Consider the following 12702-nt stretch of genomic DNA (forward strand, 5'->3'; position numbering starts at 1 on the left):
TGGTTCAGTACTTCAGGCTGAGGCGTTTGACGACCCACTGGGCAAAGATGTTCACCACCAAGGTGAGCACCATCAGCACCAGGGCCGCGTACATCAAGGAGGAGACCTGGGAACCGTCGGCTTCACCGAACTGGTTCGCCAACATTGAGGCGATTGTGTTGCCCGGAGCCAGCAACGAGACGCTGAAGTTGTTGGAATTGCCGATGATCATCGTCACCGCCATGGTTTCACCCATGGCCCGCCCGAGGGCCAGCATCACGCCACCGGTGATGCCCGACACCGCCGCTGGAAGGATCACCTGAAGAATCGCCCCCCAGCGGGTGGTGCCGATGCCGTAGGCCGCCTGACGCAGCTCAGGAGGCACCTGATTGAGAGAATCCCTGGAGATCGCCGTGATGATCGGCAGGATCATCACCACCAGAATCAGGACCGCCGGTGCCATGCCAGGGCCCTGGGGCTGGGTGCTGAAGATCGGTAGCCAACCAAGGGCGTCATAGAGCCAGGTCAGCAGGGGCCGCAGGAAGGGCTCCATCACGAAGATGGCCCAGAGGCCGAGCACCACCGATGGAATCGCCGCCAGCAACTCCACCATCAGCCCGATCAGGGTGCGGAGTTTGAGTGGAATCAGGTTCTCGGTGATGAAGATCGCCGTTCCCACCCCAAGGGGCACGGCAATCAGCAGCGAGAGCAGGGAGCTGACGATCGTGCCGTAGATGGCCGTGAACGCCCCGTATTCCTCCTTGACGGGGTTCCAGGCGGAGTTCACCAGAAAGCCGAGACCGAATTGCTTGATGGCTTCCTCGGAACCATGCATCACGGTGAGCAGGATTCCCAGCAGCACGATCGCCACCAGGGAAGCCAGCACGATCACCAGTTGGCGGAAGCCGAGATCGAGGAGTTTTTCGCTGGGGGGCCTGCGCTTCAGCGTGAACAGGTCCCCGTTCGAACTGATCGTCATGCAAACTCAGCTTTCAGCCGAAACCTAGGTGTGGCAGGCATCGCCCGTCACTAAGAATCGATTAAGGCCTCCCCTTGGGGGCGGCCGCTGGCCCCGTTACCTTGGGTGCTCCGTTGGCGGATTCCTGGGGCGGCGGGTTGTATGGGGCGAATCGTCGGCATCGACCTGGGCACCACCAATTCGGTGGTGGCGGTTCTTGAAGGTGGCCGGCCGCAGGTGATTGCCAATGCCGAGGGGGGCGCACCACCCCCTCGGTGGTGGGCTTCAGCCGTGATCAGGACCTGCTGGTGGGCCAACTGGCCCGCCGCCAGATGGTGCTGAACCCCCGCAACACCTTTGCCAATCTGAAGCGGTTCGTGGGCCGCAACTGGAGCGAACTGGAGGAGGGCAGCCTATCGGTGCCCTACACCGTGCGGGCCAACGACCAGGGCAATGTGCGGGTGGTCTGCCCGGCCACCGAGCGGGAGTATGCCCCCGAGGAGCTGGTGGCCAGCGTGCTGCGCAAGCTCGTCGATGACGCCTCCACCTACCTCGGCGAGCCGGTGGAGGCGGCGGTGATCACCGTTCCGGCCTATTTCGACGACGCCCAGCGCCAGGCGACCCGCGATGCCGGCCGGCTGGCGGGGATCAGCGTCGAGCGCATCCTCAACGAGCCCACGGCCGCCGCCCTGGCCTATGGCTTCGACCGCAGCACGGTCAAACGGGTGCTGGTGTTCGACCTGGGGGGCGGCACCTTCGATGTCTCGGTGCTGCGGATCGCCAATGGCGTCTTTGATGTCAAGGCCACCAGCGGCGACACCCAGCTGGGGGGCAATGACTGGGACCGGCGCGTCGTCGACTGGCTGGCGGAGGCGTTTCTGGCCGAGCACAGCATCGATCTGCGCCGGGACCGCCAGGCCCTGCAGCGGCTCACCGAGGCGGCCGAAAAGGCCAAGCAGGAGCTCTCCGGCGTCACCAGCACCCCGATTTCCCTGCCCTTCATCACCACCGGCCCGGAGGGTCCGCTGCACATCGAGACCACCTTGGAGCGGCGGGTCTTCGAGGGGCTCTGCCCCGACCTGCTCGACCGCTTGCTGCGGCCCGTGCAACGCGCTCTGCGGGATTCAGCCCTGGCCGCTGAGGACATCGACGATGTGGTGCTGGTGGGGGCAGCACGCGCATGCCGATGGTGCAGGAGATGGTGCGCACCTTGATCCCCCTGGAGCCCTGCCAGTCGGTGAACCCCGATGAGGTGGTGGCGATCGGCGCGGCCGTTCAGGCCGGCATCCTCACCGGCGAGCTCCGCGATCTGATGCTCAACGATGTCACCCCTCTCTCGCTTGGATTGGAGACCATCGGCGGGGTGATGAAGGTGCTGATTCCGCGCAACACCCCGATCCCGGTGCGGAAATCGGATCTGTTCAGCACCTCGGAGGCCAACCAGAGCTCCGTGGAGGTGCATGTGCTCCAGGGGAGCGCCAGATGGCCGAGGGCAACAAGTCGCTCGGCCGATTCCGGCTGGCGGGCATCCCTCCGGCCCCTCGGGGCGTTCCCCAGGTGCAGGTCTCCTTCGACATCGACGCCAATGGTCTGCTGCAGGTGTCGGCCACCGATCGCACCACCGGCCGGCAGCAGAGCGTCTCGATTCAGGGGGCTCCAACCTCAGCGAAGAGGAGATTGCCACCCTGCTTGAGGAGGCGGAGCGCAAGGCCGGGGAAGACCGCCGCAAGCGCGTGGAGATCGACCGCCGCAACCGGGCCCAGACCCTGGTGGCCCAGGCGGAGCGGCGGCTCCGGGACGCCGCCCTGGAGCTGGGGCCCTACGGCGCCGAACGTCAGCAGCGGGCGGTGGAGATGGCCCTGAGGGAGGTTCATGATCTGCTCGCTCCAGGCGATGCCGCTGACCTGCAGGACCTGGACCTGGCGGTGAGTCAGCTGCAGGAGGCGATCTATGGGCTCAATCGGCGCCTGAGCAACGAACGCAAGCAGGAATCCAATCCGCTGCAGGGCCTCAAGAACACACTGGGCTCTCTCAAGGACGAGCTGTTCTCCGACGACGAGTGGGATGACTGGGATCGCCCTGGCGGTTCCCCCGCTATGGCCGCGACCCCTGGTTGGAGCCCTCCTACGGCCGGGAGCGCACACCGGCAGCGCCCCGCCGCTACGAACGCGACGCCCCCGCGCGCCGCACCAGTGCGCCCCTGCCCCTCAGCCGCTCCTATGACGACGACCCCTGGTCGGAGGTCTGAGCAGCGTGACCCGCAGCAGCACCACCGCCGGCTCGGATTACTGGGCGGTGCTGGGCCTGGAGCCCGGTGCCGATGGCCCCACCCTCAAACGCGCCTTCCGTCAGTTGGCCCGTCGCTGGCATCCGGATCTCAACGGCAACGATCCGGTGGCCGAGGAGCGTTTCAAGCTTCTCAATGAGGCCTATGCGGTGCTCACCGATCCGAAGCGGCGCCAGGCCTTTGAGCTGGGCTTCGATCCGGCCTCGGGCGCTGCCGCTGACCCCTTCGCCACGGGATTCCCCGACTTCGACACCTACCTGGACACCCTGTTTGGCCGCCGCCGCGAGCCGGAGCCTGAACCTCCCGCAACGGCGGCAGCGGCCTGGGAGCAGGGGGCCCCAGACCTGGAGCAGGCCGCCCCTGGCTCGGTCACCCCTTCCCCGGCGCCGCCAGCGCCGGTGCAGGCAGCCTCCGACCAGGAATCCCTGGTGGAGCTCACCCCGGAGCAGGCCCTGGCGGGCGAACGGATCGAACTGGTGCTCAGTGATGGCACCACCGTGGAGGTCTGGACGCCTCCGCTGGCGGGGGATGGCTGGCGCCTGCGGCTTGCGGGGGTGACCCCCGGGGGCGGTGATCATTTCCTGCAGCTCCGGGTGCGCACCGCCGAGGGCCTGCGCATCGACGGCCTGCGGGTGACCTTCCCCCTGGAGTTGATGCCGGCCGATGCCGCCCTGGGTTGTTCGGTGGTGGTGCCCACCCTGGCCGGGCCGGTGGAAGCTGCGCGTGCCGCCCGGCTCCTCCAGTGGGCGTTTGCTGCGCCTGCGTGGCCGGGGCCTGGAGCTGGATCAGCAGCGGGGCGATCAACTGGTGGAGATCCGGATCATGGTGCCCGACGAGCTCAGCGAGGCCGAGGAAGCCCTCTACCGCAGGCTTCAGCAGCTCGGCCATGAACTGGAGTGAGAAACTGTCAGTCGCGCTTCATCTCCGCTCGATGCCGGTTCATGTGCTCCTCTTCGACGCCGGCAGCGAAAACGAGGGAATCCATTCCCTGGAGCTGAACGGCACCACGGTGGTGCTCCTGTTCGAGGATCGCGATGACGCCGAGCGTTACGCCGGCCTGCTGGAAGCCCAGGATTTCCCCACCCCCTCCGTCGAGGCCCTCGACCGTGAGGAGATGGAGCTGTTCTGCGCTGAATCGGGCTACCAGGCGCGGGTGGTGCCCAGCGGTTTTCTGCCCCAGTCGGCGGAGGATCGGCTGTTGATCGCCCCTCCTGAAGCCAACATGGATGTCTCGAGCTGGCAGGAGCAGGCCGATCGTTCAGGGGAAGGGGACCCTCGCTCCCCAGGGGAGTCGCTCAGTTCCGGCGATCCAGAACTCGAAAACTTCCGCCGCCGGCTGGAGGGCTTGCTGTGAGCGCCCTCACCAGCCCAGCGTCCGATCGCGGCGCCTTGCTCACCGAGCAGCCCAATCCCGCCAGCGCCGAACTCGATCAGCTGGCCACCGCTGCGCTGGTGCAGCTGTTCTGCGACGAGGACCGGCGGCCCCAGCAGGCGGTGGCCGCCGCTGCCCCCCAGCTGACCCAGGCGATCGATGCCATCAGCGCTCGCCTCGGCCATGGGGGCCGCTTGTTCTACCTCGGTGCCGGCACCTCGGGGCGCCTGGGGGTGCTGGATGCGGCCGAGTGTCCGCCCACGTTCTGCTCGCCGCCGGAGCTCGTGCAGGGGGTGCTGGCCGGGGGCAGCGGCCCTGCTGCGCAGCTCCGAGGGCCTCGAAGACCTGCGGGAGGCCGGCCGCGCCGATCTGCTTGAGCGCGGGTTTTCGGAAGCAGATGCCCTGGTGGGGATCGCTGCCGGGGGCACCACCCCCTACGTGCTCGGGGCCCTGGAGCTGGCGCAGGAGCTCGGCGCCCTGGCGATTGCCCTGGCCTGCGTCCCGGCCGACCAGGCACCGATGCCCTGCGACATCGACATCCGTCTCTTGACGGGCCCCGAGCTGCTCACCGGCTCCACCCGGCTCAAGGCCGGCACCGCCACAAAAATGGCGCTCAATATCCTCTCCACGGGAGTGATGGTGCGCCTGGGCAAGGTGCACGGCAACCGCATGGTCGATGTGGCCGTCACCAACAGCAAGCTGGAAGACCGGGCCCTGCGCATCCTGCGGGATCTGGCCGGAGTGGAGCGCCCAGAGGGCACCAGGTTGCTGGAGGAATCGGGGGGTTCGGTGGAAGCGGGCGTTGCTGATGGCCCAGCGGGGGTGTCGGCCACCGAGGCCGCTTCCCGACTGGAGCAATCGGGCGGCCGGTTGCGGGAGGCACTTCGGCTCAACGCTGCTCGGTAGCCACCGCTCCCCAGTAGGGGGTGGTGAACAGGTCGAGCTTGGCCCGCGTGCTGGCGGGCACCTGCTCCTTGGGGGTCATCAGGGCGTGGCGCAGGGCCTGGTGGGCGCTGCTCAGGGGGCGTTGGGCGGCGATGCGCTCGGCCGCCGTTTTGATGATGTCCTGGGCCAGGGCCGCATTGGCCCGGAGGTTGTCGATCACCATCTCCACGCTCACGGCGTCGTGATCGGCATGCCAGCAGTCGTAGTCGGTGGCCATGGCCAGGGTGGTGTAGGCGATCTCCGCCTCCCGCGCCAGGCGCGCTTCGGTGTGGTTGGTCATGCCGATCACCGCGCAGTCGAGGCTCTGATAAAAGCGCGATTCAGCCCGGGTGGAGAAGGCCGGGCCTTCCATGCACAGGTAGGTGCCGCCCCGGTGCAGACGGCGCCCTTCGGGCATCAGGCTGTCGGCCACATCGGCCAGCAGGCGGCTGAGGGCGGGGCAGAAGGGATCGGCAAAGCCCACGTGGGCCACGGCCCCCTCCCCGAAAAACGTCAGGGGCCGCTGGTGGGTGCGGTCGATGAATTGATCGGGCACCACCATGTCCAGGGGGCGCACCTCCTCGAGCAGCGAGCCCACGGCGGAGCAGGAGACGATCCAGCGCACCCCGAGCGAGCGCAGGGCCCAGATGTTGGCCCGGTAGGGCACCTCCGTGGGGGTGAAGGTGTGGTGGCGGCCATGGCGAGCCAGGAACACCACCTCCAGATCGCCGATCCGACCCAGGCGCAGGGCATCGGAGGGAGCGCCGAAGGGGGTCTCCACCTGCAGCTCCTGGATGTCTTCGAGCCCCTCCATGGCATAGAGACCGCTGCCGCCCAGCACGCCGAGACGGGCGGTGGCCAGATCGAGGCCGGTGGGGCTGCTCATTGCCATCGTGATCGTGCGCGACCGTTCTACCCGAGCGGATACAGTCCGCCTTTCCCTCCCCCTTGCCCGTGACCAAAGCCCTGATGGACACCGATGCCGGCACCGTCGAACTGGAGCTGTTCGACGCCGACGCCCCCGGCACCGTGGCCAACTTCGTCAAGTTGGCCAACGACGGCTACTACGACGGCCTGGCCTTCCACCGGGTGATCGGTGGGTTCATGGCCCAGGGCGGCTGCCCCAACACCCGCGCCGGGGCCAAGGGCGCGCCGGGCACCGGCGGCCCCGGCTACACGATTCCCTGTGAGATCAACAGCCGCAAGCACCAGGCCGGCTCCCTCTCGATGGCCCACGCCGGCAAGAACACCGGCGGCAGTCAGTTCTTCCTCTGCCATGACGCCCAGCCCCACCTCGATGGGGTGCACACGGTGTTCGGCCAGGCGGCCAACGTGGATGTGGTGCTGGCGATTCAGAAGGGCACCAAGATCAACAAGGTGACGATCAGTGCCTGATCCGGCTGCTGTGACACCGCTGCGCTGACCCTCTGGCTCTGGCCCTCTGGGCCTCAGCTCCAGCGCAGCAGGGAGCCTGGCTGCAGCCGCAGCCTGGGATGGTCCTGCCGCAGTTCAACCAGGGGCCGCAGCTCGGCCTCCAGGGTGACGCTGGGGTGGGCACTGCGCTGGGCATCGGGTGCCAGCAGCAGGCTGACCGCCTGGGTACCGGGCCAGCGGGCCAGGGTCTGGAGGCCTTCACCCAGGCGCTCCAGGGGCAGGTCTCCAGCGGCGTCGATCGCTCCGTTCACTCCCTTGGCTTCCATCGAACCTGTCAGCGGTCCCAGCAGCACCGCGAGCTCGGGCTGGTCCAACAGGGCCAGCAGGCGCGGATGTTCCTCCAGTTGGATCCCCAGCTGGAGCTGCTGGGCCCACTGCTGCAAGCTCTGCCAGAGCTCGGTGCGCTGCGCTTCGGATCCCCGCCAGGCCAGCACCACCGAGGGGCCCCGGGGGGCGTCCAGCAGATGGCCCAGCTTGTCTTGCTTGGTCTGGAGGTAGCCGGCGTTGTATTCGCCCGCTTCGATCACCAGTGGCACCCGGTCTTCCACCTGCAGGCCGTAACCGCCCAGGCCGGCGATCTTGCGGGGGTTGTTGGTGATCAGGCGCAACCGCTGCACCCCCAGGTCGCTGAGGATCTGGGCGCCGATGCCGTAGTTGCGCAGGTCAGCGCCGAAGCCCAGGCGCTCGTTGGCTTCCACCGTGTCGAGGCCGCCGTCCTGGAGGCTGTAGGCGCGCAGCTTGTTGATCAGGCCGATGCCGCGGCCCTCCTGGCGGAGGTAGATCACCAGCCCCTCGCCGGCCGCTTCGATCATGCGCAGGGCCGCCTCCAGCTGGGGACGGCAGTCGCAGCGCAGGGAGCCGAAGGCATCGCCGGTGAGGCACTCGGAGTGCACGCGGACCAGCACCGGGCCGCTGGCGGTTTCGGGCTGGCCTTTGACGATGGCGATGTGCTCGCTGCCATCGAGTTCGTTGCGGAAGCCGATCGCCCGGAAGCTGCCGAAGCTGCTGGGTAGGCGAGCTTCCGCCAACCGTCTGACGAAGCGCTCGGTGTCGAGGCGGTAGCGGATCAGGTCGGCGATGCTGATCAGCCGCAGGCCGTGCTGGCGGGCATAGTCCGCCAGCTGGGGCAGGCGGGCCATGGACCCGTCGGGGTTCTGGATCTCGCAGATCACCCCGGAGGGATAGAGCCCCGCCAGGCGGGCCAGATCCACGGCCGCCTCGGTGTGGCCGGCGCGTTTGAGCACACCCCTGGCGGGCGCGCAGGGGAAAGACGTGTCCGGGCCGGCGCAGGTCGCCGGGGCGGCTGCCCGAGTGGATCGCCACCTGGATCGTGCGCGCCCGATCCTCCGCTGAGATGCCTGTGCTGACGCCGTTTTCAGGGCCGGCATCGACGCTGACGGTGAAGGCGGTCTGGTTGCTGTCGGTGTTGCGGTCCACCATCAGCGGCAGATCGAGGGCGTCGAGCCGCTCGCCCTCCATCGCCAGGCAGATCAGGCCGCGGGCTTCGGTGGCCATGAAATTGATCTGGGCTGGTGTCGCGAACTGGGCGGCACAGATCAGGTCGCCCTCGTTTTCCCGGTTCTCATCGTCGACGACCACGACCATGTCGCCGTTGCGGATGGCGGCAAGGCCATCGGCGATGGAATCGAAGCGGATCGCAGCGAGCTGGCTCAGGGCAGGTCAGGCCGATGGCCCTGGTTCAATCCACTTTTATAGAGCCCGGTACGATCTGGCGTTCCCGTTCCACTGGCATGGCGAGCCCATCCGCACCCGATCCCAGCGCGGCCGTGCGGGGTGTGGCGGTCATCGGGGCCACGGGGTATGGGGGCCTTCAGACCGTGCGGCTGCTCCAGGACCATCCCGCCCTGGCGGTGACGTTCCTGGGGGGCGAGCGCAGTTCGGGCAAGCGCTGGAGCGAGCTGGTGCCGTTCCTTCCCCTTGCCGAGGATCTGGTGATCCAGCGTCCCGATCCGGAGGCGATCGCCGCCGCCGCTGACCTGGCGGTGCTCAGCCTGCCCAATGGCCTGGCCTCCACGCTCGTGCCCGATCTGCTGGAGCGGGGCGTCAAGGTGGTCGACCTCTCCGCCGACTACCGCTACCGCTCCCTGGCCCAGTGGAAGGAGGTGTATGCCAGTGAGGCCCGCCAATTTCCACGCTCCGATGAGGCGCTCTGTCAGGAGGCCGCCTATGGGCTGGTGGAGTGGGAGGCCGAACGCATCGCCAAAGCCCGCCTGGTGGCCGCTCCCGGTTGCTTTCCCACCGCCAGCCTGCTGGCCCTGTTGCCCTTCCTGCAGCAAGGTCTGATCGAGGCCAGTGGCATCGTGATCGACGCCAAGACAGGCACCTCCGGCGGTGGCCGCGCCGCCAAGGAAAATCTGCTCCTGGCGGAGGCCTCCGAGGCCGTGGTTCCCTACGGCGTGCTGGGCCATCGCCACACCAGTGAGATTGAGCAGGCGGCCAGTCAGGCCCTGGGGCGTTCCATCCAGCTCCAGTTCACCCCCCACCTGATGCCGATGGTGCGTGGGCTCCTGGCCACGGTCTACGGCCGCCTGCGGGATCCTGGCCTCACGGCCGAAGACTGCACCACCTTGCTGAAGGCGGCTTACCGCCACAGCCCCTGCGTGGACGTGCTGCCGGTGGGCACCTATCCCTCCACCAAGTGGGTGCGCCAGACCAACCGCGCCCTGCTGTCGGTGCAGGTGGATTCCCGCAACGGTCAGTTGATCGTGATGAGCGCCATCGACAACCTGATCAAGGGCCAGGCGGGCCAGGGCGTGCAGTGCCTGAATCTGCTGGCGGGCCTGGGCGCCACCACCGGCCTGCCGCTGCTGCCCTTCTACCCCTGATCGAATCGGGCCGTCCGCTCCAGCCGCTGGGCGGCCAGGGCGACCGCCAGGGGCAGGATCCGGTGCTCCTGCCGTTGGATCCTGGCCGCCAGCCGCCCATGGTCGTCATCGCTGAGCACGGGCACGGCCGCCTGGGCCAGGATCGGCCCCGCATCCACCTCCGCCGTGACCAGGTGGGCGCTGCAGCCGCTCAGGGCGACCCCGGCCGCCAGGGCCTGGCCGACGGCATCCAGGCCGCGGAAGCTGGGCAGCAGGGAGGGGTGGATGTTCACCAGGCGCTGGGGGTAGGCGTCAATCAGGGCGGGCGTGACGATCCGCATCCAGCCGGCCATCACCACCAAATCCACGCGGGCACCTTCAAAGGCCTTGACGAGGGCCTGGTCCAGGTCGGCGCGGCTGCTGTGGAGGCGATGGTCGCGCAGTTGCCAGGGCACCTGCAGGCGCGTGGCGCGGTTCTGGGCGCCGCAACCGGGGTTGTTGACCACCAGCAGCTCCACGCTTGCGTCGAGGGGCCCCTGGCGAGTGGCGTTGACCAGGGCTTCGAAGTTGCTTCCCGCCCCCGAGGCCATCACCCCCAGCCGCAGGGGCGCCCTCAAACGGGGCCAGGCCTGTGGCAACGGCCACTGGATCCCCGGGATGGGCTCGCTAGGGTCGGCCGGAACGGGCATCGGATCCATGTCCCATCTCTCCATCCTGCCCACTGTGCTTCGGGACACCGATGTGCTGGCAGCGAGTCTGGCTGATCTGGGCTTGGAGCCCCGCTGGGGGGAAGCTTCCTGGATTTGCCGGTGGAAGCCGAGCCGGTGGAGTTGCAGGTGCGGCTCTCCTCCGATCTGGCCCTGGGCTGGCGGCGTCAACCCAGCGGTGAACTGGCCCTGGTGGGTGACCTGCAGCGACTCAGCCGCAGCCATCAGGTGGCGCCGTTGCTGGGCCGCCTTACCCGCAGCTACGCCGCCCGCGCCGCGCTTCGGGATGCCGCCCTGCTGCTCCCGACGGGCAGCGTTCACCTCGATCGCTGAGCCCGGCGCCGGTGCCTGAGCTGACCTTGAATCTGACTGCTCCTCACCAGCCTCTGGTGCGGGCCACCCTCTCCCTGGCTGCCCCCAACCGGGTGCTGCGCTTTCGGTTGCCGGGCTGGACGCCGGGGTCGTACCTGATCCGCGACTACGTGCGCCATCTGGAGCGGCTGGAGGTGTGGCAGGGGGCAAGTCCTGCCGCTGCGCCAGCTGGCGCCGGCCGCCTGGGAAGTGGAGCCTTCAGGGCATCAGCCCATTGAGATCCGCACCGAGACGCTGGCCACCGACCTCAGTGTGCGCACCTGCCATCTCAATGGCCAGCACGGCTTTCTGGCCCTGGCGGCGCTCGCCCTGGAGGTGGAGGGCGAGCGCTGGAACCCCCACCGCCTGCGCCTGGAGCTGCCGGAAGGCTGGGAGGCCTTCGTGCCCCTGCCCCGGGAGGCGGATGGCAGCTGGATCGCTGCTGATTTCGATGCCCTCGTCGATGCGCCAGTGGAGGCGGGCCCCCACCGGGAGCACCGTTTCGAGGTGCACGGGGTGCCCCACCGCTGGGTCACCTGGGAGACGGGCCGTCCCCTGCTGGAGCTCCATTCCGAGCTGCTGGAGCAGGTGGCGGCGATCTGCCGCCGTTGTTGTCTGTTCATGGGTGAACCAGCCCCGGCAGCCGACAACTATCTGTTCGTCCTGCATCTGCTCGATGAGGGCTATGGCGGCTTGGAGCACGATGCCAGCACGGTGCTCCAGTTCGGTCGCAAGGCGCTGGGCCGGCCTGATGGCCTGCGCAAGTTGCTGCAGTTGGTGGGCCATGAATACCTGCACCAGTGGAACGTCCGCAGGCTGCGGCCCGCCGAACTCACGCCGATCGATTACCACCAGAGCGTCGTGGTGCCCAGCCTCTGGTTCGCCGAAGGGATCACCAGCTACGTCGATCAATTGCTGCCCTTCGCCGCAGGGCTCAGTGATGAGGCAGCGGCCCTGGAGGATCTCGGCGCCGATTTCAGCCGCTACCTGCTCACCCCTGGCCGACGGGTGCAGAGCCTGCGCCAGAGCAGCGAGCAGGCCTGGGTGAAGCTCTACAAACGCGATGCCTCAAGCGACGACAACCAGATCAGCTACTACCTGAAAGGGGCGCTGCTGGCCTTGGTGCTCGATCTGCACCTGCGACGGGCCGGATCGGCCCTGTTCGTGGTGGTGCGGGATCTCTGGCGGCGGCTGGGGCGGGTCGGGCGGGGCTATCGCGAGGCGGACCTGATCGCCGCCTTTGCCCGGCGCTCTTCTGACCTGGAGGCCTTGCTGCCCGCCTGGCTGGGCTCCACGGAGGATCCGCCCTTTGCGGCTTACCTCGCCGATATGGGTCTGGAGCTGGTGGCGGAACCCGCCAGCCACCCCGAGAGCGGCATCGTCTGCCAGATCGATCCCCACCAGGTCCTGGTGGTGCGCAAGCTGCCGCGCCATGGACCGGGGGAACGCTCGGGTCTCGAGCTGGGCGACGAGCTGTTGGCCCTCGATGGGGTGCGGCTGCGCCAGGCGGAGGATCTTCCTCCCTTGCTGCGGAAGGATCGCGGCCAGCGGTTGCTGCTGGCCCGGCGTGGCCAGGTGATGGAGCTGGCGTTCACCAGTTCAGCGCCCGCGATCGAGCGCTGGACGCTCAGGATCGATCCCCAGGCACCGGCTGATGCCGAGGAGCGGCGCCGACGTTGGCTGGCCCTGGAGCCGGAGCCCGCCCGGCTGCCGGACCCTGAGACGGTTCGATGTTGAGACCCCCGGAGCGACTTCTCTGGGCCCGAAGGCGGAGCTCCCGGCCCCTGGTGCTGGCGATCGGGTTGGGGGGATGGCCTGCCTACTGGGGTTGGGCTGGCTGGCTCGGGCGATCGGCGAGCGCCCCC

Annotated in this window: 10 protein-coding genes and 4 pseudogenes; 9 read left to right on the forward strand and 5 right to left on the reverse strand. The window is 68.4% G+C overall.

The annotated features are described in order from the left end of the window. Positions 1-4: 4 nt before the first annotated feature. Entirely contained in the window at positions 5-958 is a 954-nt protein-coding gene (gene pstC, locus AAF143_RS11740; protein WP_255007417.1) for a phosphate ABC transporter permease subunit PstC, read from the reverse strand. Between the two features lie 141 nt (positions 959-1099). Between pstC and dnaK the strand changes: the two are divergent. The 4 genes and pseudogenes from dnaK to murQ all read left to right on the forward strand — a co-directional run bounded on the left by dnaK (position 1100) and on the right by murQ (position 5502). After that, a pseudogene (gene dnaK / locus AAF143_RS11745) lies at positions 1100-3185 on the forward strand (molecular chaperone DnaK). Between the two features lie 5 nt (positions 3186-3190). Next, positions 3191-4124, forward strand: a pseudogene (locus AAF143_RS11750) (DnaJ domain-containing protein). 31 nt (positions 4125-4155) lie between these two features. Next, positions 4156-4578: a DUF3110 domain-containing protein gene (locus AAF143_RS11755; RefSeq protein ID WP_255007423.1), complete on the forward strand. Its 423-nt coding sequence runs from the start codon at positions 4156-4158 to the stop codon at positions 4576-4578. Beyond that, positions 4575-5502: pseudogene (gene murQ / locus AAF143_RS11760) on the forward strand (N-acetylmuramic acid 6-phosphate etherase). The gene AAF143_RS11755 and the pseudogene murQ overlap by 4 nt, the downstream one beginning before the upstream one ends. Here the strand turns inward: murQ and mtnP are convergent. Beyond that, complete coding sequence (gene mtnP / locus AAF143_RS11765) at positions 5486-6406, reverse strand: S-methyl-5'-thioadenosine phosphorylase (protein WP_255007427.1); 921 nt, start codon at positions 6404-6406, stop codon at positions 5486-5488. The pseudogene murQ and the gene mtnP overlap by 17 nt on opposite strands. Positions 6407-6474: 68 nt before the next feature. Here mtnP and AAF143_RS11770 point away from each other — a divergent pair, with 68 nt between their 5' ends. Further along, on the forward strand, positions 6475-6915 hold the full coding sequence (locus AAF143_RS11770) for a peptidylprolyl isomerase (protein ID WP_255007429.1): 441 nt from the start codon (positions 6475-6477) through the stop codon (positions 6913-6915). Between the two features lie 53 nt (positions 6916-6968). On the opposite strand, the gene ribA is transcribed toward AAF143_RS11770, so the two are convergent. Together ribA and ribB are read right to left on the reverse strand one after the other, a co-directional pair. After that, the gene (ribA, locus tag AAF143_RS11775; RefSeq protein ID WP_414027497.1) at positions 6969-8093 is read right to left on the reverse strand and encodes a GTP cyclohydrolase II; all 1125 of its coding nucleotides are present in this window, start codon (positions 8091-8093) and stop codon (positions 6969-6971) included. After that, positions 8073-8559, reverse strand: a pseudogene (ribB, locus tag AAF143_RS11780) (3,4-dihydroxy-2-butanone-4-phosphate synthase); the annotation flags it as partial. The pseudogene ribB and the gene ribA, both read right to left, overlap by 21 nt. Before the next feature lie 146 nt (positions 8560-8705). On the opposite strand from ribB, the gene argC reads away from it, so the two are divergent. After that, positions 8706-9800 (forward strand): N-acetyl-gamma-glutamyl-phosphate reductase, encoded by a 1095-nt coding sequence (gene argC / locus AAF143_RS11785; RefSeq protein ID WP_255007431.1) that lies wholly within the window; start codon positions 8706-8708, stop codon positions 9798-9800. Here argC and purN read toward each other — a convergent pair. Beyond that, the gene (purN, locus tag AAF143_RS11790) at positions 9791-10468 is read right to left on the reverse strand and encodes a phosphoribosylglycinamide formyltransferase (RefSeq protein WP_255007433.1); all 678 of its coding nucleotides are present in this window, start codon (positions 10466-10468) and stop codon (positions 9791-9793) included. The genes argC and purN overlap by 10 nt on opposite strands. A 120-nt stretch (positions 10469-10588) precedes the next feature. Here purN and AAF143_RS11795 point away from each other — a divergent pair, with 120 nt between their 5' ends. The 3 genes from AAF143_RS11795 to AAF143_RS11805 are packed head-to-tail and all read left to right on the forward strand — an operon-like array spanning position 10589 to position 12574. After that, positions 10589-10819 carry a DUF1257 domain-containing protein gene (locus tag AAF143_RS11795; protein ID WP_414027078.1) on the forward strand — a complete coding sequence of 77 codons (231 nt, stop codon included), beginning with the start codon at positions 10589-10591 and terminating at the stop codon, positions 10817-10819. A gap of 11 nt (positions 10820-10830) precedes the next feature. After that, positions 10831-11076, forward strand: coding sequence for a hypothetical protein (locus AAF143_RS11800; protein WP_414027079.1), 246 nt, complete (start codon positions 10831-10833; stop codon positions 11074-11076). Further along, a complete protein-coding gene (locus AAF143_RS11805; RefSeq protein ID WP_414027080.1) occupies positions 11048-12574 on the forward strand; it encodes a M61 family peptidase in 1527 nt (508 codons plus the stop codon). The genes AAF143_RS11800 and AAF143_RS11805 overlap by 29 nt, the downstream gene beginning before the upstream one ends. The last annotated feature ends 128 nt before the right edge of the window (positions 12575-12702 follow it).

The organism is Cyanobium sp. ATX-6F1 (assembly GCF_047395825.1).
Classification (GTDB): Bacteria; Cyanobacteriota; Cyanobacteriia; order PCC-6307; family Cyanobiaceae; genus ATX-6F1.